The sequence below is a fragment of the Pseudoalteromonas sp. SG41-1 genome (genome assembly GCF_014164575.1).
GTDB lineage: Bacteria > Pseudomonadota > Gammaproteobacteria > Enterobacterales > Alteromonadaceae > Pseudoalteromonas > Pseudoalteromonas rhizosphaerae.
Genome location: NZ_JACJFL010000009.1, coordinates 38,039 through 60,406, shown reverse-complemented (window position 1 = coordinate 60,406; position 22,368 = coordinate 38,039). Strand labels below are relative to the sequence as shown.

Below are 22,368 nucleotides of genomic sequence, written 5' to 3'. Positions count from 1 at the left end.
ACGTTTTTAAAAGGTGTAGAAACATGCAAGTTATTCTACTAGATAAGATCGCTAACCTAGGTGGCCTAGGTGACCAGGTTGTAGTTAAATCTGGCTTCGCACGTAACTTCCTTTTCCCACAAGGTAAGGCAGTTCCTGCAACTAAAGCTAACGTTGAAACTTTTGACGCACGTCGTGCTGAGCTTGAAGCGAAAATCGCTGACCAGCTTGTTGCTGCACAAGCACGCGCTGATAAGCTTGAAGCATTAGCTGAAGTTACATTAGTATCTAAAGCCGGTGACGAAGGTAAGTTATTCGGTTCTATCGGTACTCGCGACATCGCTGACGCTATCTCAGCTGTTGGTGTTGAAGTTGCTAAGTCAGAAGTTCGTTTACCTCTAGGTACTATCCGTGAGATTGGCGAATTTGACGTATCAATCGCAGTTCATTCAGAAGTAACGGCTACTATCAAAGTAATCGTAATCGCTGAAGCTTAATTTCTAATTAAGCGAAAAAAGCCGTGCTGAAAAGCACGGCTTTTTTGTTTATTATTCTCACACATATCACTAGCTAGCATATCATTTCCCACATAAATATTGATTAAAGTCCCTTTTTTAGGTTTTTTATCTGGTATAGTTTGATTTAAAATAAAAACTAATTATTTATACCTATTAAAATGTAGCTGCATTGTAATTAGGTTACAGATTATTGACAGTGACAGCGCTGTCACTGTATATTGTTTGTGCACTGGGCATAGTGTTAAGGATGTTTAAATTGAAAGAGCAGATGATAAAAAATGCGAAGCTTTCTTCTGGTTTCACATTAATCGAGTTATTAATAGTCGTTGCCATTCTAGGCATATTATACAGTGTAGCTATGCCTTCATATATTGAGCATATGGAGCGTAGTCGCCGTGCCGATATTCAACAAGTAATGTTGCAACATGGTGCAGTATTAGAGCGTATTTATTCGCGTAATGGTGGTTATCCAAATGCTTTTGATACGGCAAAAAATACAGATTTTTATACTTTTACTTATACAGCGCTAAACCGCGTTAGTGGCGCTGCAGCTGATGCTAATTTTAAAAGTCGTGCTTTTACATTAACTGCAACCCCAAAAATCGGTTCTGCCCAAGCAGGAGATCGCTGTGGTGCATTAGTGATTAAGCATGATGGCACACAATCAGCTGATGCTAATAGTTGCTGGGAGTAACCATGACTAGAACAGCCGGTTTTACATTAGTGGAGTTGATGATTGTGGTTGGGATCGTTGCGATTATGGCGGTATTAGCGTTTCCTTCTTTTAGCCAGCAAATCATGCAAGATCGGGTTGTTACCACCGCAAATCAGCTCAATAGTGTGTATAAATATGCGCGTAGTGAGGCGGTAAAACGTAATCGTGAGATTAAGCTAGTGGTAAGTGGTGATAAATGGCAGGTAACAGCAGCTGTTGATGGTGTTGATACAGTATTAAAAGAATTCGTCATCCAACATCATGGTGTAACAGTTGGTTTAGTTGATCGTACCGTGTGGTCAAGTGGCGAAATCTCTGCGGCGAGCGAGATTTTAATTAAAGATGACAATGATAAAACGGTAGATTATTACTTGTGCATTTTAAAAAGCGGCCAAAATTGGTTAGCTGAAAAATCAGTGGCATGTGCATAATGATTAAACAAAGTGGCTTTTCATTATTAGAAGTGATGCTGTCAGTTGTTATCGCCGGTATTGCTTTATTAGGGTTGGCAGCAGCTCAGCTCAAATCGCTACAATATGCCACTAACAGTTTTAATTACACTGTATCGCTGGTGCAAGGGCAAAATACTTTAGAGCGTATTTGGCCTCGCTTGTGTGAGTTACAAACGACAAATCCAGCTTTATTCACGGATGCTAACTTTCGTGCCTCTTTAGACCCGCAAATCGATGATTATCAGCTGAGCTTACCTGCGGCGTATGCGCATGATATGCAAATCACAGTTTCATGGGCTGATGAGCGGATCAAGCAACAAGACCCTGCTCAATTAGAAAATCAAATTACCTTAAATGCTAGTTACCCTGAGCTACCAGTTGGGTGTATTTGATGATGGCAATTTATCGTCCGCGAGGTTATACCCTTGTAGAACTGATGGTGGCTCTAGCCGCTGGTTCATTCCTACTAGCTGGAGTTAGCCTTTCATACTCAGCTATTAAAGGCACTATTTCAGTTAGTAAAGAGCTTGAAAATGCGCAAGAAGTAATACGTTACACAAGTAAGGTTTTTACGCGTAGCATTAAACAAACACCAAGCGCACCTTTGGTTGCAGCAGATGGCTCGGCAATTACTGTTACTCAGCCAGCTGGGGTTATCACCTGTAATGGCAGTGTATCAACAGCTGATATAAATGAAGTTTATAGCTTAGTAGGCAATAATTTAATGTGTACATTAGGAGCAGCTCCAGCAGAGCGGTTATTGACGGGAGTCGCCCGGTTGAGTTTTGCAATTGATAATAACATTGTCACTATTAATGTTGGCCCAGAGAACTTACCTGCGCAATTTGAAGACACTATTGCCATTGATATTGCGGTTTCTAATGTTATTTTAAACAATGCTTTTGGTGGTGTGTAATGGCTAAAAAACAAAGTGGTTTTACGCTTGTAACAGTACTTATCCTCACCAGTATGGCGAGTATTGTGGTACTTAATTCATTGCGTGAAAATATTATTCAAGAGCGTATGAGTGGCAATTTTCAAAAGAAAATAAATAGCCGTTTACTCGCTGAAAAAGGTGTTTTCGAAGAAGCTAAGTTATTACAGCAAGCTTTTTCAGATGATAAAACCTTAGATATCGATGGCTTGATCGCAGCGACAGGCACAGCATCAGGCCGCGGTTTGATTGGTGAAGATGCAACTTATAATGCCAGTATTAGTAAAAATGCTGCTGGAGAGCTAGAAATCATCAGCTTGGGTGAGCGTTATGGTGGTGATGCACAAAGTAATTTAGTCGCACGGTTTGGATTTACGCCAGGTAAAGGAGGCTCTGTTTTTGAGAACGCAATTGTGGGCTGTGAAGGGGTGTCACTCAGTGCCAGTGGTCGAATTGATAGCTATGACTCAAGTAAAGGGGATTACGATCCTGACAAGGCTGAGGCTGGCGCTGTCATAGGCACGGTTTATAAAGATAAGGATGTTACATTATCAGGTGCTTCAACTATTTGGGGGAGTGTTCATGCGACTGGCAGTATTACTTTTTCCGGCTCATCTCCAATCACAGGCACATTGCGTGCAAATAACCATATTACAATTGATTCGAATTTTACAGTATCGACTGATCCTGTTTTACCCGATGGTTTTCCACTTGATACAGCTGTAGGCGGAGATGTTTTATCGGCGGGAGGGGTTACCTGGAAGCAAGGAAAAATATTAGGCGTAGTTAGAGCAAATAAAGATCTTAACTTCCCTAATAACAGTGCGAGTACTGTGCTAGAAAATAGAAATAATGACGGCTTAGACGTTTTATATGGCGGCAAATTAAATGCAAAAGATTTAGCACCACACCTTGAACAAGGTGGTATTCCTTACTCAGATCCACGTTATAATATATCACCAAATGTTGAGTTGGTACCTTTTCAAGATCCTGATAATTTTACAGCAGGGCAAACACAGTGCGATTCAATAAATATAACAACGGTTGTTGATGGTCTGGTTGATCCTAGCGCCGAAAATATTATTGTGAAACACGGTAGTTCAACACTAGTCTCTGATAAGCCAGAAACACGTGTTATCTACGAGTTAACGCCTGAGATAGCTCAGTCTAAGATTGAAAATCAAGGTGATTATGTATGGGAAAAGTGGTTAGGCGCACGTCCTGCGACACTTAATTATACGTTAAACACAATTGAGAACGTTGTTGATGTAAAAGTATTAAAAGCAGGTAACTTCTCATTAAATAATGGCATTTTAAAAGTCGCGGGTGGTGATGTAACCTTGATAGTAAATGGTCACTTCATGATGGAAGGCGCTTCAGAGATCCATATAGCACAAGGCAGCAGCTTAAGCCTTTATGTCAACGGTAAAGTAAAATTGAAAGCGTCTCCAGGGTCGATCACAATGAAGCATGGGTTAACCAAAACTGGTAAACCGGTATTCAGTATTTATTCCAGCAATGAACAAGCCAATGGTATTGATATTGATGCTGATGCTAATTTGTATGCAGCCATCTATGCGCCAAAGACTGATGTTAAAGTCGTCGCTAATGGTGGTTTCAGTGGCTCAATTCGGGGCAAAACGGTTTCAGCGTCTGGCAAAGGTGGTATTCACCATGATTCAAATCTAGCAAATATAAGTAGTGGTGGGGGCAGCGCGTCTGACGGCAAATTAGTTTTCCTTGGCTGGTCATATAAAGTACCGGAAAAAACCACTGAAGGGCCCGAAGAAGATCCCCCAGAAGCAACGTTATAAAACCACTTGATAAAACGGCTAGCTGATAAGTTAGCCGTTTTTTGTTAAAAATAATTTCATGTCATTTAAACCTTTTCACTTACATCTCACGTCTAACTATTCAAGAAACTTAAAATTCTGAAAGATCGTATTTCCTGAGTGCTTAGGTATACTCATTTCATAATAATAATCATAAAGGGACAACATCAACGATGTTGATAGATGCAAAACATGCTTTTACACAGCTAAGCGAAGATGCACTTATTACCCGTGTAAAAAGCGGTGATCAAAATGCTTATGCTGCACTTTATGAATTACATGTAAAGCGGGTTTATGGATTGTGCTTACGGTTACTCGCAGATCGCGAACATGCCGAAGATGCAACTCAAGAAGTATTTGTGCAGCTGTGGCATAAAATCGCTAGCTTTGAAGGACAGTCACAGTTTTCAACTTGGCTGCACAGTGTCACCAGTAATATTGCGATTAGCTATTTACGTAAACATAAGAATTGGTTGCAAAAAGTAGTGAGCTTCGAGCAAAGCGGTATGGATGAACAAAGCGCAACAGATTGCCAAGGTCTAAATGGACTCGACAAGTTAGTATTACGACTACCTGAGCGAGCTCGTATGGTATTTGTGCTGCACGCCATTGAAGGTTATCGCCATGAAGAGATTGCCACTATGTTAGGAATGGCAGTGGGTTCTAGTAAGTCGCAATTTCATCGCGCCCGTCAGTTATTAAAAGAGTGGTATGAAAATGAGTAAGCCTAATTTTGAAACATTTTTAGCTGAGTCAATCAATAACACTGAGTCAGAGATCTCACCACAAAAAGATTTATGGCCAGGTATCGAAAAAGCATTAACGCATGCTCCTCAGGCGCAAGGTAAAGCTGCGCTGTGGCCTAAATTAGCGGGTGTGGCAGCATGCTCAGTGGCGGCTTTATTAACCGTGCAGTTGCTGTTTTCCGGCTCTGAGCCTGCGACAAGTGTGGTGATGAGTGACTATTTTACCCAGCAAAAACAAACCTTGTTGGTGCAATATCAAAATCAGCCTGCATTGACAGATAACTGGCAACAGCAATTAACAGAATTAGAGGACGCTGAGCGGGCAATAAAGCAAGCCCTCGACAATGAGCCTGAGAATCCAGCGTTATTAAAAATGCTCGCACAGGTTTATCAGCAGCAATTAGATCTAATCAATAAGGTGCATGCACCGAAGTGGCAACAAATTTAGGAGTATCAACCATGAAAACATTACTATTAGCACTAACTTTATTGCCGTTTTTCGCCTCTGCTGGTGAGAAAATCAATGAACAAATTGAGGTGCCCGCTAATAAGCGTATTTTTATAGATAACCAACGCGGTGATGTACGTATTGAGGGCTGGGATAAATCACAATTACAGATCACCGGTGAGCTTGATGATAAAGCACAAGGGTATCGTTTAGAAGTGGCAGGAGATCGTATCGAATTTATCGTTAAAATGCCGCGTAACAATAATAACGGTTGGAATAGTGGCGATGGTTCTCAATTAGTTATTTATATGCCAAATAGCAGCGAACTTGAATTTACCGGTGTTAACGCCACTATCAGTGCTAAAAATTTGATCGCCGGGGCTGATATTGATGTCGTTAATGGTGATATTAACTTACAAAACATCAGTGGCAATATTAGTGTGGATACCGTTAATGGTGATGTCAGTGCGATAGGCTTAAAAGGTGATATACGCTATGAAACCGTAAACGGCGAAATTAATGACAAAGACTCACAAGGCACGCTGCGCTTTACTGCTGTCAATGGTGATATTAAATCCAAAACAGCAGCTCAAGAAGTTCGCTTAGAGAATGTTAATGGCGATATCGACTTTGCTTTTCAGGCATTAAAAAGCTTACGTATTAGCACGGTAAATGGTGAGAGTGAAATACATATTAATGAGTTACTAAAAGGTGCGCAAATTACTTATGAATCTGTTAGTGGCGATGCCGATTTTTACTTCCCGACGGATGTTTCTGCGCGGTTTGAAATTGAAGCGCATGCCAATGGTAAAATTATTAATGAGTTGAGTGACGATAAAGTTAAAAAAGCGAAATATGGGCCATCAAGTGAATTGGAGTTTGCGGTTAATGGTGGTGATGCTGATATTGAAATAGACACTATCAGTGGGCGCATAGAATTACGTAAGCAAAAGTAATCTCCCGTAGCAAAGTAGGAAAAGAAATCCTGCTTTGCTCTTTGCACAACGTAGCCAAGTAGATAGAATAGAGGCCATTCATTGTTAGTATTGCGAAGTTATGGCTAAACCAGATAAACAAGTCGACACTCTTAAAGTTCCTCCTCATTCCATTGAAGCAGAGCAATCTGTTTTAGGTGGCTTAATGCTTGATAATCAAGCCTTTGACCGTGTTGCCGAGTTGGTCGTTTCGCAAGATTTCTATACACGTACCCATAAGCTTATTTTTGAAGCCATGGTCGAGCTTGCTGAAATAGGCGATCCAATCGATTTGATCACCATATCAGAGAGCTTAGAGAAAAAGAATTTACTCAGTGGTATCGGTGGTTTTGCTTATTTAGCTGAAATTGCTAAAAATACGCCAAGTGCGGCGAACATCGACGCCTATGCGAATATCGTACGCGAACGTGCTGTGGTACGTGAAATGATTGGCGTTGCCAATGAAATAGCCGAAGCAGGTTTCAATCCGGAAGGGCGCACCAGCCACGATTTACTCGACTTTGCAGAGAGTAAAGTGTTTAAAATTGCTGAGCAGCGGACAAAAAGTAACGATGGTCCGCAAAGTATTCACAGCATCTTAGAAAAAACAGTCGATAAAATCGAAGAGTTGTACCAGTCGCCACAAGATGGTGTGACGGGGGTAAGTACCGGTTATGCCGATCTAGATAAAATGACCACTGGTTTGCAGCCATCAGATTTAATCATTGTGGCCGCCCGTCCGTCGATGGGTAAAACCACATTTGCGATGAACTTAGCTGAACATGCCGCAATGACACAAGATAAGCCTGTGCTTATTTACTCATTAGAAATGCCCTCGGAGCAGATTATGATGAGGATGTTGGCATCCCTTGGTCGAATTAATCAGACCAAAGTGCGCACCGGTCAATTGGATGATGACGATTGGGCGCGTCTTTCATCAACCATGGGGCTACTGATGGAAAAAGGAAAGATGTATGTTGATGATGCATCAGGTCTAACTCCAACAGATGTTCGCTCACGTGCGCGTCGTATAGCTCGTGATCACGGTGGGATAAGTATGATCATGGTCGATTACTTGCAGCTGATGCGCGTTCCCAGCCTCTCTGATAACCGTACTTTAGAGATTGCTGAAATCTCACGGTCACTTAAATCATTAGCAAAAGAACTCCAATGCCCAGTCGTAGCACTGTCGCAGCTAAACCGTACTCTAGAGCAGCGTGCCGATAAACGCCCAATTAACTCCGACTTACGTGAATCAGGCTCTATCGAGCAGGATGCCGATTTAATCATGTTTATCTACCGCGACGAAGTATATAACGAAGACAGTACTGAGAAAGGGATTGCTGAAATTATCATAGGTAAACAACGTAATGGTCCAATTGGTAAAGTACGTTTAACTTTCCAAGGTCAGTTCTCGCGTTTTGATAATTACGCCGGACCTGCTGTAGATGATGATTACTGATGCGTTTAGCTATTGCCGAAATTAACTTACAAGCACTTGCTCATAATTTAGCGCAAGTGCGACAGTTTGCGCCTAATAGTAAAGTTATGGCGGTATTAAAAGCCAATGCTTATGGCCATGGTTTAGTGAAAATAGCGCAGCACCTTAATGATGCTGACGCATTTGCAGTGGCACGAATAGATGAAGCTCTAGCACTGCGGGCGGGTGGGCTGACCAAGCCTATTGTGTTGCTGGAAGGTTTTTTCCATCAAGATGATTTGCCGATTTTATTAGCCAATAACTTTCAAACCATTATCCATGATGAAAATCAGCTCAGGGCACTTGAAAATGCAAAGCTCGATGAACCAATCAGTTGCTGGTTAAAAATCAATACCGGTATGCATCGTTTAGGGATTGCACCAACGCAGTTGAATGATTTTTATCAGCGCTTGCAAGCGACGAATAACGCTAAAGATACAATCAATTTAATGACGCATTTTTCCAGTGCCGATGATGTTAATGATCCCAAAACAGCTGAGCAAATTGCTTTGTTTGATTCATTAGTGCAAGGCAAACAACAAGCACATTGTTTAGCAAATTCGGCTGGTATTATAGCTTGGCCTGCAGGTCATGGCGACTGGGTACGTCCAGGCTTGATGATGTATGGTGTATCACCAATGCTTAACACTTCTGGCAAAGACCATCAGCTGAAGCCAGTGATGCGCTTAACCACTAAGGTCATTGCAATTCGCGATGTTGATGCCGCGCAAGGTGTTGGTTATGGTGGTTGTTGGCAAAGTGCTCAGCCGACTAAGCTTGCAGTGGTTGCCATGGGCTATGGTGATGGTTATCCGCGCCATGCTAGACATGGCACACCTGTAGTGATTGCTGGCAAACGTTATGGTATTGCTGGCAACATCTCTATGGATATGATCAGTGTTGATATTGGTGCAAATGCTGATGGCATCAAAGTCGGCGATGAGGTGGTGATGTGGGGCCCAGAATTACCCGTTGAAGAAATCGCCCAATGTGCCACGACAATCCCTTACGAGTTAGTCTGTAATATTACCCCACGGGTAAGCTATGAATATTTAGAGTAATGCTAAGCGTTACTCTTTGATAAAATACACATCGCTAAAACCCATGCGAGCAAACTCTTCATCACGAAAATTACGCACTGCCGCAGAACCTTTTGAAGTCATAGCAATTTGTTGTTCCATCTTTAAATAATTTGTTAAATCAATCCCTTCAGCCGCGGCAATAGCCTGATACATATCGCGATATTTATCTTTTGCAAAATTAATTTCGCGAGGCTGATTTTTAAATTTGTACGTAATGCGTCGTGCCATGAGTCACTCATAAAATAATTTAATTGCGTTAATTTTACACCTTCTTCGACATCCGCTCTACCTTTGAATGACTTGTAGCTTAGCTCAAGTTACAATAACGGTCATATTTTTAAATAAACCAAGGAATTGTCATGAAATTATCTGTAGAGATCAGTAAGTACCCACTTCATCAAGATTATATCCCATTTATTAAGGGGTTTATTGATCGCTTAAATGAATATGACGATTTAAAAGTAATAACAAATACTTTGTCGACGCAAATTTTTGGGGATTACGATTTAGTAATGTCAGTGCTTAGTACAGAGATAAAACGTTCATACGAAGAGTTTGGCAAAGCTATTTTTGTTTGTAAATTCCTCAATGGTGATCTCTCTCCCCAATAGCAGCTAAAGCCTTAGTGGATCAATTATGGAATTTATTACAGAAACTCTCGCAGGGTTTACTGCAATGTCGCACTGGGAATATATCGCAGTGGCGCTCTCTATGGCATATTTGCTATTAGCAATAAAAGAAAATCTGTGGTGTTGGCCTGCGGCATTTTTTAGCACCCTTATTTATACCATAATGTATTGGAATGGTGCTTTATTAATGGAATCGCTATTGCATTTTTACTATATGTATATGGCGGTTTATGGGTGGGTAATATGGCGAAAAGGCGACGCTAATAAACATCAATTAGTGATTACCTCATGGTGCTTGCATCAACACTTATTCATTATTATTGCGACTTCGATTGTGGCATTAATATTTGGTTATGTGATGAACAATCACACCCATGCAGACTTTGCTTATTTAGATAGTTTTACAACCTGTTTTGCTGTTGTTACAACGTATTTAGTTGCGAAAAAAGTACTGGAAAATTGGCTGTATTGGATTGTTATTGATGCGGCTTCGATGTATTTGTATTACGAGAAAGGCTACTACCCAACATTAGCGCTGTTTATTTTCTACACCATAATGGCAGCATGGGGGTTTAAAACCTGGTATGAAGAGTATGAGCAAAATCAAGCTAAGCCTTTGGCGCAATTATAAGAAGCAGTATGACAGGTAAAGAAATTAGCGGCATTTTTGCCGCTTTTGATCCACAACTAAAGGTATTGAGCAATGAGCGGCTATTTAGCGGTTTAAGTAACGATAACTTTTTAGTGCGTACTGCACAGCAGGCTTTTTTATTAAAGTGCTATCGCGAGCATTGGCCAGCGCAAGGCTTGGCAGCACAAACTGTATTTGCGCAGCAGCAGGTATGCCCCAAACCACTGTGGACTGATGAAGTTAACAAGCTGGCGATTTTTGAATACCTAGAGGGGGATATTGCACAAGGGGATTACACTTTAGAGTTGTTGCAAAAGTTGATTGCTTTTCATTGCCATGATGTTGTTACTGAGGCGATGGATATAAAGTATGAGCTGGATTTTTATAAACAAACTCGCTTATATCAGCAATATCAAGCAAGCGTTGAGGATGCATTAAAGCAAATCGCGTTATTACCCCGTGATGAAGGTTTTTGCCATAATGATTTAGTAAAAGAAAATATTATTGTGAATAGCCAAGGCATGTTTTTAATTGATTTTGAGTACGCTAAAAGTAATGACGTATACTTCGATTTAGCAGCACTAACTGTTAGCTTTGCGTTGAATGATAAGCAAAAAAATAGCTTACTTTCAAACTACCAACAGCAATTGCCTGCTATTCAAAAATTTCACTATTCACTGCAAAAGCTTGAATGCTATCAGTTGGTGTTTTTAGTGTTGTGTATTTGTTGGTATAGCGCACGCTCAGTCGATAATAAAGTGACTGAGTTGCGTACGCAGTTGGATTGTTTGATTAGCTCAATGGAGCATCGTTAAAGACCACCAAAACGCGCCGCAAGTTCTTTGTATTTTGCAACTTCATCTGCATCAAATAGTGGTTCGCCGTTTTCATCAACAGATTTCGATATTAATAAACTTTCCCGGGCAAGACGCTTTACACGTTCAACTTTAACCCCTAAAAACTCCGCTACTTGCTCGGTTGACATTAAACTCATAGATACTTCCTCATGTTAAACCTTTTACAAGCGCCTTAAAAAGTCGTTAAACGGGCATTTATATGTTGCAAAATGGTTAGTGATTTTTATTAAGTATAATTTAATAGCTGTTTTTTGCTTGCTTGTGAAGTAATTTATTATAATTTGCTGAATTATTAAGCATCTAAGCGATAGAAGCTAGCATTTAATTGCATATGCCTTTATTATTGCTCGGCCTAAGCACTGATATCGCGAGTTGGTGTGGTGGCACAAATGTGCTCTCGTGGTGAAATGGATATCACGTGGCCCTCCGGAGGCTGAGTTGTAGGTTCGATCCCTACCGAGAGCGCCATTTGCAATAATGCCCAGCCTTTCATCAAAGGCCATCAATAAACTCTCTATCTTACTCCACTGTGTTTGCCCTCAATCACACTATTTTAGTACTCATGATGTAAATAAACCCCTACTAATATTTTGAATTAAATAAATTGCACAAGTGGTAAAACTGACAACTGGACTATACTCATAATTCATTATCTTAGGGAATTGTATTATGTACTACAGCTCGCCTCCATTAAAAATGGGGGGATTACAGTTTCATGTCCTTTTGCATACTAAGTAAGTCGAGCACAGTTGTTATTTGGCAATGCCTGTGAGTGTTGTGTTAAATGAGCTCTTTAGCAAAGGGTACCCTGGAGATTGAATGAATATTAAAACCCGTATTCTGGTGTTTGTCATTTTGTTTGAGATATTGGCTTATTCAACCCTACAGTTATTCAACACGCTAATTTACAAAGAATCTTTGGATGAATTTAAGCAAAATGAAATTCAGGCTGTGTTTAATGGCACTATTTCCCGTATCAATCATCTTACAGAACAAATGCAAGGTCATGCGATCGATCTGGCTCTAAGTGGTGAGCAGTTATACTTTCTGCGTCATCAAAAATCTACTCCCATGGCTGATATCAAGGAACTGGCTCAGCGCACGTTACAAAACAAGTTTACTAGTTTTGAGCAAGCTATGGGCGGAGGGCTTTGGTATCAACCGCAGGTACTGGATGAGCAGTATCGTTATTTTGGCCCATATGTATATAAAGAAAATAAACAGCTGCAATTTACGTGGGACCTCAATACACCACAGTACGATTATTTTTCTCAGGATTGGTACCAGCTTGCTGTACAGCAAGGGTGGGGATTAAACCAATCAAGCTATCGTCCTATATTTTGGACTAACCCTTATTACGATGATGCAGGCTCATTCTCGTTGATGATGACCATAGATGCGGTGATGCTTGACGATAACCGCAGTCCGATTGGTATGGCGACGCTCGACTGGTCTTTAGCTGAGTTAAGTGAGTTTTTAGTCAGCATTAAAGTGACCGAAAATGCACAATCATTTTTATTTCACCGGGATTCTGAGTTAATTATTGGCTTTACAGACAAGCCTCAAACGGTACAGCAGTTGACCGATGACTTTCCTTGGGCGGCAACATTAGTAGCTCAAAGTCGGTTAAGTAAGGTCAATAGCTTTGGGTTTGAGCAGCTAGCAATTGAAGATAAGTATATTTTTTATCAGCTTAGTGAGAGCGGTTTTATCTTTGGCTCATTAGTTCCTAAAAATGATTTAAGTAAACAAGTTGATAAAGTGTCTTCTTGGGCCTTAATCACAGGCAGTGGCATAGGGCTCGGCTTTATTATACTGATGATTTTTATCCTCAAAGCTTTGTTTAGCCCTTTTGATCAGGTATTAAATATCATAAAAAGCTCTATTCGTTATGGTAGTAATAAGCAAGTTAATCTACTGCCAGTTGAGTATGCTAAACGCAATGAGTTTACCCCAATTATTACTGCTTTAAATGATGTGTACTTACAAGTAAAAAGCTACGTCAGTGAGATTGAAGATGCGAATACCAAGTTGATGTCTTCACAGCAACAAGTAAAACAGTTAAATGCGGTACTTGAGCGTAAAGTGGCTCTGCGTACTGCTGAGCTTGAGACTAAGACCAAAGAAGCAACATTATCGCTGGAACAGCTAAAACGTACTCAGCAACAGTTAATTGAAAATGAAAAGCATGCGTCGTTAGGACGATTAGTTGCTGGAGTTGCTCATCAAATAAATACCCCATTGGGCATTTGCGTCACGGCTGCATCAGTACTGGAAAGCACCTCGAAAACTATTCATGGCAAAGCGGCTGCGGGTAACATGTCGAGAGAGGAGTTTAATCAGGCCTATGATCATATAATACAAAGCACAGAGTTATTGAGCGTTAATCTCCACAGAGCTACCAATCTAATCAATAACTTTAAACAAGTTGCGGTAGACAACGATACACAGGAAAATCGCTGGTTTAACTTAGGTGAGTATATCGATAATATTCTGCTGTCAATCCACTCACGTGTTGACCAAACCCCTCATAAAGTTAAATGCCAATACCAGCAAGAAATTCGTTTTTTTGCCTCACCAAGTGCATTCTCGCAAATTTTAGGGCAGCTAGTGGAAAATGCCTTAGTTTACGCTTTTGATGATTCAACGCCTGGGGAGGTGAACATTACAGTGAGTAAACATGATGAACAACTTCAGCTGATAATCAGCGATAATGGTAAAGGCATGCCAGAAGATGTCCGCAAGCAAGTATTTGACCCGTTCTTTTCTACGAATAACGCACAACTGAGCTTAGGTTTGGGGTTGCACATTGTTTATAATTTAGTAATACATAAACTAGCCGGTACGATAGAGTGCCAGAGTCAATTAGGTACTGGCACTACTTTTATCATTACTATACCAATCAATGTAATTGAACAACCGTGAGTATTTTTAAAGCCACTTTTTATTTTTGAAGTAAACGCCGATGGCACCGGTGATCACGACTAAAAATATAACAAAAAAACTAAATGCGTAAGGGCTCTCTGTACCAGGGATACCGCCTACATTTACGCCAAGTAAACCGGTTAAAAATCCTAGCGGTAAAAACAGTGCCGCAACCACCGACATCACATACATACGCTGATTTAATTGTTCAGAAACCTGATTAGTAATGGTTTGTTGAATAATTTGCGCACGTTCAATAGAGCTGTCTAATTCTTCAATAAAGCGGATCAGTAGATTGGTGGTTTCGTTTAACTTGGCTTTGTCGTTTTCACTAAGCCAGCTGTATTTGTTTGCCATTAAAGTACTGAGCGCTTCTTTTTGTGGCCTTAAGTAGCGTTTTAAACCAATTGATTGACGGCGTAACTGCGACAGTCCTTGGTTATCAAAGCGCTTGGTCGGCTCGTCAATTTCATCTTCAAAAATATCGAGAGTGTCATCTAAACCATCAATTACCCCTTGCATACGTGAGGTAAGATTTTGTGTAAGTTGGCAAACTAATTCAGAAATGCTAACTGGCCCAGTTTTTTCTTCCAGTGCAGCTAAAATATCTTGGACTGAAAGTAAACGGCGTTTTCGGGTAGTGACCACTACATTTTCATTGATAAATAAACGAATTGAGACCATGTCTTCAGGGCTCTGCGCAGGATTTAAATTCACGCCTCGTAAAAACAACATACAACCGTTAGTTACTTTGGTGATACGAGGGCGTGTTTCATCGGCTGTTAATGATGCAAGTTCATAATCAGTCAACAATTCACTGTTTTGTAACCAATCTATGGCTTCACTTTGGCTATAATCAAGATGAACCCACAATTTACCTTGCTCAGGCTGCCAGTTATGTAGGTCTGCGCTATTATCAATTGTGCGTGCGCCGCCTTGTTCATCAAGTATAAGTGCGTGTAGTAAACCATTGAACATAGTAAATTCTCATTAATCCTGTATGTTAATATAGTTGACTATTGAGTGACTTAGGTCAATTAAATTAGCTTATCATTTGGATAAAATTATTTCATTTGTGTTTTTATCCGTGTAGCGTATAAGACAGTTTTTTATTAAAGGGCACATTTATGACGGCAAAGATAATTGTTGGTTGGCGTGAGTGGTTAAGTTTACCTGAGCTTGGCATTAATCAAATTAAGGCTAAGATTGATACGGGCGCCCGTACGTCATGTATTCATGCTCTTAATATTGAAGAATATGAGCGAGAAGGCGAAAAGTGGGTTAAATTTATTGCTCAGCCTTTGCAAGAAGATGAGCACACTCAAATTGAGTGTGCTGCTAAAGTAAAAAAGATGAAATATGTAACCAGCTCAAGTGGGCAGCGTGAGTTGCGGTATTTTATTGAGACTAAGCTCTGCGCTGGTGATAAAAGTTGGCCAATAGAAGTCACTTTGACCAGCCGAGCGAGTATGAAGTTTAGAATGTTATTAGGGCGCACAGCCATGGAAAATCGTATAGTCGTTGATCCGGCTTTATCTCATTTATTAGATAGTTAAGGTTTTAACTATGAAAATTGGTATTTTATCTCGTAACAAGAATTTATATTCAACGCGTCGTTTAATTGAAGCCGCTGAGATGCGTGGTCATGAAGTAAAAGTGATCGATGCATTACGTTGTTACATGAACATTAACTCTGAGCAACCAGAGATCCATTATCGCGGTGAAAATTTAAAAGATTTTGATACCATAATCCCGCGTATTGGTGCTTCAGTTACTTTTTATGGTTGTGCAGTACTGCGTCAGTTTGAAATGATGAATGTATTTCCTGTTAATGAATCAGTTGCTATTTCACGTTCGCGAGATAAATTACGTTCGTTACAGTTGTTATCACGTAAAGGCGTTGGTATGCCGGTAACCGGTTTTGCTAGCAAGCCAGATGACGTTAAAGACTTACTTGAAATGGTTGGCGGTGCACCTGTAGTTATTAAGCTGTTAGAGGGTACTCAAGGCATTGGTGTGGTGTTAGCTGAAACACGTAAAGCTGCTGAGAGTGTTATTGAAGCCTTTATGGGCTTAAAAGCTAATATCATGGTACAAGAGTATATTAAAGAAGCTGGTGGTGCTGATATCCGCTGTTTCGTACTTGGTGACAAAGTGATTGCCGCAATGAAGCGTCAAGCACAAGATGGTGAGTTCCGTTCTAATTTACACCGCGGTGGCAGTGCAACATTAGTGCGTATTACGCCAGAAGAACGTAGAACAGCAGTAGCTGCAGCTAAAGCAATGGGCTTGAACGTAGCTGGGGTTGATTTACTTCGTTCATCTCGCGGACCTTTGGTAATGGAAGTTAACTCTTCACCAGGTCTTGAAGGTATCGAAGTAGCAACAGGAAAAGATATTGCAGGTATGGTGATCGAATTTATCGAAAAAACCGCTGCAACCAAAAGGACCGCAACGCGTGGCAAAGGTTAGAATCAATAGTGCGTTTACTTTATTAGGTGAAACGGTGGGTGTCGGTGAGCGTAAGACGCTGGCCCTAGAAGCAGCTAAGCTGTACACCCATTCGCCGTTGAATATCCCAATAGAGGTAGTGAATGGAGTTCAAGCAGGGCCTGTTTTAATGGTCTGTGCGGCTATTCATGGTGATGAACTCAATGGCGTAGAGGTCGTACGCCAATTATTAGCAAAAATAGATGCTAACCAGCTGCGTGGTACGCTGATTGCTGTACCGATTGTTAACGTATTTGGTTTTATTCATAAGTCACGTTATTTACCTGATCGCCGTGATATGAATCGCAGCTTTCCAGGTTCTATTCGTGGATCGCTTGCTGGACGTATGGCACATATGTTTTTTTCGCAAGTGGCCATTCATTGTACGCATATTATTGATTTACATACTGGCGCAATACATCGCACCAATTTACCGCAAATTCGCGCAGATTTGAGTGATGAAGCAACGGCACAAATGGCGAATGCATTTGGTACACCAGCCGTTATTGATGCCTCACTTCGTAATGGTTCACTGCGAAGTGAGGCCGCGAACTTAGGTATTCCGGTGATCACATACGAAGCTGGAGAAGCGCTGCGGTTTGATCCAATTGCAATAGCGGCTGGTATGCAAGGCGTTGATTATGTCATGCGTCATTTAAAAATGATCCGTGGCAAGCGCGCTAAAAAGTTACCTGAGCCAATTATTGCCAGCTCAACCAGTTGGGTGCGTGCTGAAGTCGATGGCATTGTGCGTGCGCAAGTATCATTGGGTGAGCGAGTAATGAAAGGGCAAATATTAGCTTATATCAGTAGCCCGCTCGGTGATTCTGAGCTGGAATTATTAGCGCCAAGAAGTGGTATAGTGATTGGTCAACAAACTATGCCACTGGTTAATGAAGGTGATGCAGTGTTTCATTTAGCATATTTTGCTCACGCAAACAGCTTGGTAGAACAACAGCTTGAAACCTTTATTGATGAAATAAGTGATATTGAAGATGAGTTAAAAACAGCGGAATTAAATAATTAATTGCTGATTGCAACTGATCAAAAAAGCCGTTTAAGGATATTCTTAAACGGCTTTTTGTTATGTGCTTTTCGTTTATTGCAGCTTTTTAGGTCCAATAGCGCGCTTAACCGCGATTGCTTTAGTAGGTTTCGGCTCTTTATTTAAAACCATCACCGGGCGAGTAACAAATAGGTTATTAGGATAAATAACTCGGTGCCCATCAACATGTTCTAATACCACATTCATCAAGCCCATCTCGACAATACGCCCCTCAACAAAGTTCGCGCCGTCAATAACTCTAACCCAATAACCAACACGACAGTCATTTTGAATAAACATTAGCAAAAACGAGGTTAGATTGCTTAATAGCGACCAAGCTGCAAATAGTGCAACACCTAGCATGGCAAACAAAGATGAGCCAAGTACCAGTAAACCCCGTAATTCAATACCCCAAAAAACTAACACTAAGCACAGCATTACAAATGCGAGAATAATTTTCAGTAATAGTTCGGCACGATATTTACGGTGAATATCGACTTTGCCCTTAATAGTTTTTTCGAGTAATTTTTTAGTCAGTTTTAATAGTACAGGAAAAAGTAACAGAGCAACTAAAGTGACGACGAGTTTATACTGCGTGCTAAGAATATCTAACAGTTCCACAATCAATCCAAATGCGGTTTAGGAGCAACTAGTTTAGCGTTTTTAGCACACTTTAAAAGGAATTTTTTACAGTGACTAGCCATTGAATAGAATCAACATCATCACTTTTATCAAGTGGAGCGGCGATATCTAAATGGATCACAGTACCTGCATTTGCTCTGCTTGGGGCGAGTCGTAACCCGATACCTATATTTTTCAATACTTGGCCATTTTTACCGTTATTTTGGTCATTAAACCAAGCGCGACCAATATCAAAAAATGCAGCTCCACCAACTTTAAACAGTTGAAGCAGGTCGTATTCCCAGTAATAGCGTTTTTCAAGGTTAACTAAAAAACTACGATCGCCTTGTTGGTAGTCTAGCGGATAGCCACGTAGGCCATTTTCGCCGCCTAAGATTAGCTGTTTGTCGGGGGTTAGGTTTTTAGCATAGTCTAAGCGTATTTTGGCATACCACGATTGTTCCAAACTGGTGTTTAAATAATACTGCACTTGAGTGCTCGCGAGTAAGTTCTCTACTTTGCTTTGTTGTTCGTTCCAATTACCATCTAGGCTAGCATGAAAGCGCCAAAGGGTATTATCGCCACTAAAATGAGCTTTTTTCGCATCAAAAGAGTAAATAGCGCGGCTATCGTCATTGCTTAACTCTTCACTTGCATAGCCTAATAAACCTTGCACATTCCAACCAAGATTTAAATCTTCAGTACGATAAATACTGTCGAAATTACGCACTTTTATGTAGTGATCCTCAAACCAATGACCACTGATATATGGATAGCTTAGCTCTCGCTTTTCTGCCAATGGTGTGACGGTATTTACAGTGCTTTCAAATGCTTGTTGTTCATGGGTGTAACCGACGCTAATACGTTGAGTCCAATTATTAGCAAGCTGTTTAGAGTGACCAAAGTGAATACGATTATAGTCTGTTTTCTGGGTAAACTGACTAAATACTTCACCACGTTTGTAAAGAGATTCAATTCGTTGATCAGAAAAGCTTAATAAACCATAGCTGTAAGGCGTATCAATAGAGTAAAAAGGGTAGCTAAGCTCGAATAAATGGCGTTTACCATCGTCGTTATCTGAGTATTCTATACGACCACGGTAGCGGCTTGAAAGTATATTAGGATCATCATAAACAAACAGGTAACCATTACGTTCTGCATCGGTAGTGCGAGCAAGTGACAAGCGTTTACCCCAGCCAAATAAATTGGATTCGCGAAACCCAATGCTCGATTTATTTTCGCCACCACTGCGGCTGAAACTAATTTCTGGGAGTAACGTCCATAAATCGCGGGTGATCACTTTTACATTAATGTCACCATCGCAGTTAGTTTCTGCTTTTATTCTGGCATCGTATAGATAACCTTGACGACGTAATAAGCGCTCTGATTCGGCGAGTTTTTTCGGCTCATAGTGATCACCAGGTTCGAACAATAAAATATTTTTTATAACGTCTGGCTCAGTGGTCATATGAACACGATTGGCAAAGCGAAATAATGCGTTATTTTCTGCTTCTAAATTGGTATTGAAGACGTTGAGTTGCTCAAGTTCGACCTGGGCTATTTTTGCATTATTAGTTTTTTCTGGCAGCTGTATATCAACATCAAGTTGGCGACGGAGATTTTTTTCAGTGGGTGTAGTTGTGCGCTGATTACTGCAACTTTGCTGCCCGTCATCAAACGATTGCGCTAAGCCATAGGATGAATAGAGCAAAGTGCTGCAACAGCTAGACAATAAAAGTGCATAAGCGTTATTTATCACCATTGAAATCCTTGATTATGGGTTTTTAGCGTTTACCCACTACACACTAAGTTAGTGTATAAGTCTACCTCATTGTTGCAATAGTGTAAGAAAATAGTGTGCTAAAGCTGCTAATAAATGCTCAGCTTCAATGCCTTCGCCATTAATCCAAATGCTGTTACTGTAATGTTCAAAGTTTAAATTAAAGCTCTGCTGCGCATACGTAAAGCGGCATTGGTGGCGATCCGCTCCCGCTGCAAATTCACCAATTACTATTTCTGGGCCATGTAAAAATAACTGCGCCCAAAGCTCGAAATCATCATCGTTGGGCATTTCGCTGGGGATAATAATAATAGCATTATGTTGATTATCTAGTTGCAGCTGAGTCATCAATTTTCTCTTTATTTAAGACTGGGCTAAGTAGTCGCGTATGGCGTGTAAAAAAGGGCTGCCGTACTTATTGAGTTTAGTAAAGCCAACTCCTGACACTTTGAGAAATTCACTGTCATTGGTTGGCATTAGTTGCGCCATTTCTGCGAGGGTTTTATCGTTAAACACCACATATGGTGGCACATCATCCGCATCGGCAAGCTCTTTACGTAAGGCACGTAGTTTGGCAAATAGCTTTTTATCGTAATTAAACTGAGCGAGCTTGTCTTGGTATACGTGCTTCGCTTGCAGACGTGGTTCAGCCATTTGCAGCGCGTATTGACCTTTCAAAATAGCGCGAGCACCTTCTGTTAAGCGCAGTGCTGAGCCTTGGGTGATATCTTGACTTAGTAAGCCTTGGTGAATAAGTTGGCGTAAAATACTGAGCCAAAATTCACTACTGTGGTCTTTACCAATACCATAAGTGCTGAGTTGGTGGTGATTGTTATCCCTAATGCGGCTGGTATTTGCTCCGCGCAGTAGCTCAACTATGTAGCCTAAACCAAACCGTTGTTCGGCACGATACACACACGAAAGGGCTTGTTGTGCCACTAAAGTACCATCAAAACTTTTTGGTGGATTTAGGCAAATATCGCAGTTACCGCACGGTTCGCGTTGATATTCACTAAAATAGTTAAGAAGTATTTGTCGACGACATGTTTGTGCTTCTGCGAAGCTGGCCATGGCGTTAAAACGTTGCTCTTCGACACGACGACGTTGTTCATCTTCAATGTCTTCAAAAAATCGCCTAACACGGCCAATATCGGCCGGATCAAAATACATAATAGCTTCAGCGGCCAAGCCATCACGGCCAGCACGGCCAGTTTCTTGATAGTAAGACTCGATACTTTTGGGAATATCATAATGCAGTACAAAACGGACGTTGGGTTTATTAATGCCCATGCCAAAGGCAACAGTAGCCACCACTATTTGAATATCGTCACGGGCGAAACCGGTTTGTACAAATTGGCGTTGCTCGTTACTCATACCAGCATGGTAAGCCGCTGCGTTGATTCCCGCATCAGCGATCTTTTCAGCTATTTCATCAACTCGTTTGCGACTGGTGCAATAAATAATACCACTTTGATTTTGTTGTTCTTTTAAGTAGCGAAGTAATTGCGCCAGCGGTTTGAATTTTTCTTCAATGGTGTAACGAATATTTGGTCGATCGAAACTACCAGTGTGTATATAGGGGTCATTTAAACCAAGCTGCTGGACAATATCAAACCGCGTGGCTTTATCAGCTGTCGCTGTGAGCGCCATCATAGGCACATCTGCAAAGCGCTGTTTTAGTTCGCTTAAGCGGCAGTAGTGAGGGCGAAAATCATGGCCCCAATGCGATACACAGTGAGCTTCGTCAATCGCAAATAAACTAATATTAAGATGACTTAAGCGCTCTTTAAATTCATGTTGCAGCACTTTTTCAGGTGCAACATACAGTAGCTTGAGCAAACCACTGTGCAGTTGTTGATATATTTGCTGCTGTTCGTCGCGGTTTAAACTGTTATTGATATACGCTGCTTTCACCCCGAGCGCTTGCAATTGTGATACTTGATCTTGCATAAGGGAAATTAATGGCGAAATAACGACTGTCAGACCGCTTAAGGCAAGCGCGGGCACTTGGTAGCATACTGATTTGCCGCCGCCAGTTGGCAGCAATACTAGCGAATCTTGGCCGTTAAGGGCTGCATTGATCACCGTTTCTTGGCCATCACGAAATTCGCTATAACCAAACACTTGTTTGAGTATAGCTGCGGGACTGCGCACTACGGTGCTTGCTGTGGGATTTGGTGTATTCATCGCGGACATTTTAGAGCTTTTAGACGACCTTGCATAGGTGCTT

25 protein-coding genes and 1 tRNA gene are annotated in these 22,368 nt (G+C 41.0%); 19 read left to right on the top strand and 7 right to left on the bottom strand.

The genetic code is table 11. The features are described from left to right. The first annotated feature begins 23 nt into the window (after positions 1 to 23). From rplI to alr, 11 genes are all read left to right on the top strand, one after another. Entirely contained in the window at positions 24 to 476 is a 453-nt protein-coding gene (rplI, locus tag H5203_RS08075; RefSeq protein WP_182819571.1) for a 50S ribosomal protein L9, read from the top strand. 277 nt (positions 477 to 753) lie between these two features. Continuing rightward, positions 754 to 1,191, top strand: coding sequence for a type IV pilin protein (locus H5203_RS08070; RefSeq protein WP_310736427.1), 438 nt, complete (start codon positions 754 to 756; stop codon positions 1,189 to 1,191). Positions 1,192 to 1,193: 2 nt separating this feature from the next. After that, positions 1,194 to 1,643, top strand: coding sequence for a GspH/FimT family pseudopilin (locus H5203_RS08065; RefSeq protein WP_182731624.1), 450 nt, complete (start codon positions 1,194 to 1,196; stop codon positions 1,641 to 1,643). Next, entirely contained in the window at positions 1,643 to 2,056 is a 414-nt protein-coding gene (locus H5203_RS08060) for a prepilin-type N-terminal cleavage/methylation domain-containing protein (protein ID WP_145236995.1), read from the top strand. The genes H5203_RS08065 and H5203_RS08060 overlap by 1 nt, the downstream gene beginning before the upstream one ends. Continuing rightward, on the top strand, positions 2,056 to 2,580 hold the full coding sequence (locus tag H5203_RS08055; protein ID WP_182819570.1) for a PilW family protein: 525 nt from the start codon (positions 2,056 to 2,058) through the stop codon (positions 2,578 to 2,580). Before H5203_RS08060 ends, H5203_RS08055 begins: the two co-directional genes overlap by 1 nt. After that, complete coding sequence (locus tag H5203_RS08050; RefSeq protein WP_182819569.1) at positions 2,580 to 4,412, top strand: hypothetical protein; 1,833 nt, start codon at positions 2,580 to 2,582, stop codon at positions 4,410 to 4,412. The genes H5203_RS08055 and H5203_RS08050 overlap by 1 nt, the downstream gene beginning before the upstream one ends. 191 nt (positions 4,413 to 4,603) lie before the next feature. Continuing rightward, positions 4,604 to 5,155 carry an RNA polymerase sigma factor gene (locus tag H5203_RS08045; protein WP_182718069.1) on the top strand — a complete coding sequence of 184 codons (552 nt, stop codon included), beginning with the start codon at positions 4,604 to 4,606 and terminating at the stop codon, positions 5,153 to 5,155. Then, a complete protein-coding gene (locus tag H5203_RS08040) occupies positions 5,142 to 5,624 on the top strand; it encodes a hypothetical protein (protein ID WP_182731620.1) in 483 nt (160 codons plus the stop codon). Before H5203_RS08045 ends, H5203_RS08040 begins: the two co-directional genes overlap by 14 nt. 11 nt (positions 5,625 to 5,635) lie before the next feature. After that, positions 5,636 to 6,580: a DUF4097 family beta strand repeat-containing protein gene (locus H5203_RS08035; protein WP_145237012.1), complete on the top strand. Its 945-nt coding sequence runs from the start codon at positions 5,636 to 5,638 to the stop codon at positions 6,578 to 6,580. Positions 6,581 to 6,680: 100 nt separating this feature from the next. Beyond that, positions 6,681 to 8,060 carry a replicative DNA helicase gene (gene dnaB, locus H5203_RS08030; protein ID WP_145237015.1) on the top strand — a complete coding sequence of 460 codons (1,380 nt, stop codon included), beginning with the start codon at positions 6,681 to 6,683 and terminating at the stop codon, positions 8,058 to 8,060. Beyond that, on the top strand, positions 8,060 to 9,139 hold the full coding sequence (alr, locus tag H5203_RS08025; RefSeq protein ID WP_145237018.1) for an alanine racemase: 1,080 nt from the start codon (positions 8,060 to 8,062) through the stop codon (positions 9,137 to 9,139). Before dnaB ends, alr begins: the two co-directional genes overlap by 1 nt. Positions 9,140 to 9,148: 9 nt before the next feature. Here the strand turns inward: alr and H5203_RS08020 are convergent, their stop codons facing one another. Further along, positions 9,149 to 9,388 carry a DUF2960 domain-containing protein gene (locus tag H5203_RS08020; protein WP_145237021.1) on the bottom strand — a complete coding sequence of 80 codons (240 nt, stop codon included), beginning with the start codon at positions 9,386 to 9,388 and terminating at the stop codon, positions 9,149 to 9,151. A 131-nt stretch (positions 9,389 to 9,519) separates the two neighbouring features. Between H5203_RS08020 and H5203_RS08015 the strand changes: the two genes are divergently transcribed. Genes H5203_RS08015 through H5203_RS08005 form a run of 3 tightly spaced genes read left to right on the top strand, consistent with a single transcriptional unit; the run spans position 9,520 to position 11,235 of the window. Then, on the top strand, positions 9,520 to 9,771 hold the full coding sequence (locus H5203_RS08015; protein ID WP_145237024.1) for a hypothetical protein: 252 nt from the start codon (positions 9,520 to 9,522) through the stop codon (positions 9,769 to 9,771). 25 nt (positions 9,772 to 9,796) lie between these two features. Beyond that, complete coding sequence (pnuC, locus tag H5203_RS08010; protein ID WP_145237027.1) at positions 9,797 to 10,420, top strand: nicotinamide riboside transporter PnuC; 624 nt, start codon at positions 9,797 to 9,799, stop codon at positions 10,418 to 10,420. 8 nt (positions 10,421 to 10,428) lie between these two features. Continuing rightward, positions 10,429 to 11,235: a phosphotransferase gene (locus tag H5203_RS08005; protein WP_145237030.1), complete on the top strand. Its 807-nt coding sequence runs from the start codon at positions 10,429 to 10,431 to the stop codon at positions 11,233 to 11,235. On the opposite strand, the gene H5203_RS08000 is transcribed toward H5203_RS08005, so the two are convergent. Further along, the gene (locus tag H5203_RS08000; protein ID WP_145237033.1) at positions 11,232 to 11,414 is read right to left on the bottom strand and encodes a helix-turn-helix domain-containing protein; all 183 of its coding nucleotides are present in this window, start codon (positions 11,412 to 11,414) and stop codon (positions 11,232 to 11,234) included. The two genes, H5203_RS08005 and H5203_RS08000, sit on opposite strands and share 4 nt — an antisense overlap. Positions 11,415 to 11,670: 256 nt before the next feature. On the opposite strand from H5203_RS08000, the gene H5203_RS07995 reads away from it, so the two are divergent. Together H5203_RS07995 and H5203_RS07990 are read left to right on the top strand one after the other, a co-directional pair. Continuing rightward, positions 11,671 to 11,745: transfer RNA gene (locus H5203_RS07995), tRNA-Arg, on the top strand. Between the two features lie 351 nt (positions 11,746 to 12,096). Further along, positions 12,097 to 14,202, top strand: coding sequence for an ATP-binding protein (locus tag H5203_RS07990; protein ID WP_145237036.1), 2,106 nt, complete (start codon positions 12,097 to 12,099; stop codon positions 14,200 to 14,202). Positions 14,203 to 14,208: 6 nt separating this feature from the next. Here the strand turns inward: H5203_RS07990 and H5203_RS07985 are convergent, their stop codons facing one another. Beyond that, positions 14,209 to 15,180: a zinc transporter ZntB gene (locus tag H5203_RS07985; RefSeq protein ID WP_145237039.1), complete on the bottom strand. Its 972-nt coding sequence runs from the start codon at positions 15,178 to 15,180 to the stop codon at positions 14,209 to 14,211. A 149-nt stretch (positions 15,181 to 15,329) separates the two neighbouring features. Here H5203_RS07985 and H5203_RS07980 point away from each other — a divergent pair, with 149 nt between their 5' ends. From H5203_RS07980 to H5203_RS07970, 3 genes are read left to right on the top strand one after another with little or no spacing between them, the layout of a single operon-like run. After that, on the top strand, positions 15,330 to 15,758 hold the full coding sequence (locus H5203_RS07980; RefSeq protein ID WP_182778620.1) for an ATP-dependent zinc protease: 429 nt from the start codon (positions 15,330 to 15,332) through the stop codon (positions 15,756 to 15,758). Positions 15,759 to 15,768: 10 nt separating this feature from the next. Beyond that, positions 15,769 to 16,674: a 30S ribosomal protein S6--L-glutamate ligase gene (gene rimK, locus H5203_RS07975; RefSeq protein ID WP_145237045.1), complete on the top strand. Its 906-nt coding sequence runs from the start codon at positions 15,769 to 15,771 to the stop codon at positions 16,672 to 16,674. Beyond that, entirely contained in the window at positions 16,661 to 17,719 is a 1,059-nt protein-coding gene (locus H5203_RS07970; RefSeq protein ID WP_145237048.1) for a succinylglutamate desuccinylase/aspartoacylase family protein, read from the top strand. Before rimK ends, H5203_RS07970 begins: the two co-directional genes overlap by 14 nt. Positions 17,720 to 17,791: 72 nt before the next feature. Here the strand turns inward: H5203_RS07970 and H5203_RS07965 are convergent, their stop codons facing one another. The 4 genes from H5203_RS07965 to recQ form a co-directional block, all read right to left on the bottom strand. Further along, positions 17,792 to 18,358 carry a mechanosensitive ion channel domain-containing protein gene (locus H5203_RS07965; protein ID WP_145237051.1) on the bottom strand — a complete coding sequence of 189 codons (567 nt, stop codon included), beginning with the start codon at positions 18,356 to 18,358 and terminating at the stop codon, positions 17,792 to 17,794. A gap of 52 nt (positions 18,359 to 18,410) precedes the next feature. Then, positions 18,411 to 20,117 (bottom strand): POTRA domain-containing protein, encoded by a 1,707-nt coding sequence (locus H5203_RS07960; RefSeq protein WP_404936449.1) that lies wholly within the window; start codon positions 20,115 to 20,117, stop codon positions 18,411 to 18,413. Positions 20,118 to 20,186: 69 nt separating this feature from the next. Further along, positions 20,187 to 20,486: a DUF3630 family protein gene (locus tag H5203_RS07955; RefSeq protein ID WP_145237057.1), complete on the bottom strand. Its 300-nt coding sequence runs from the start codon at positions 20,484 to 20,486 to the stop codon at positions 20,187 to 20,189. 15 nt (positions 20,487 to 20,501) lie between these two features. Further along, positions 20,502 to 22,325: a DNA helicase RecQ gene (recQ, locus tag H5203_RS07950; RefSeq protein WP_145237061.1), complete on the bottom strand. Its 1,824-nt coding sequence runs from the start codon at positions 22,323 to 22,325 to the stop codon at positions 20,502 to 20,504. Between the last annotated feature and the right edge of the window lie 43 nt (positions 22,326 to 22,368).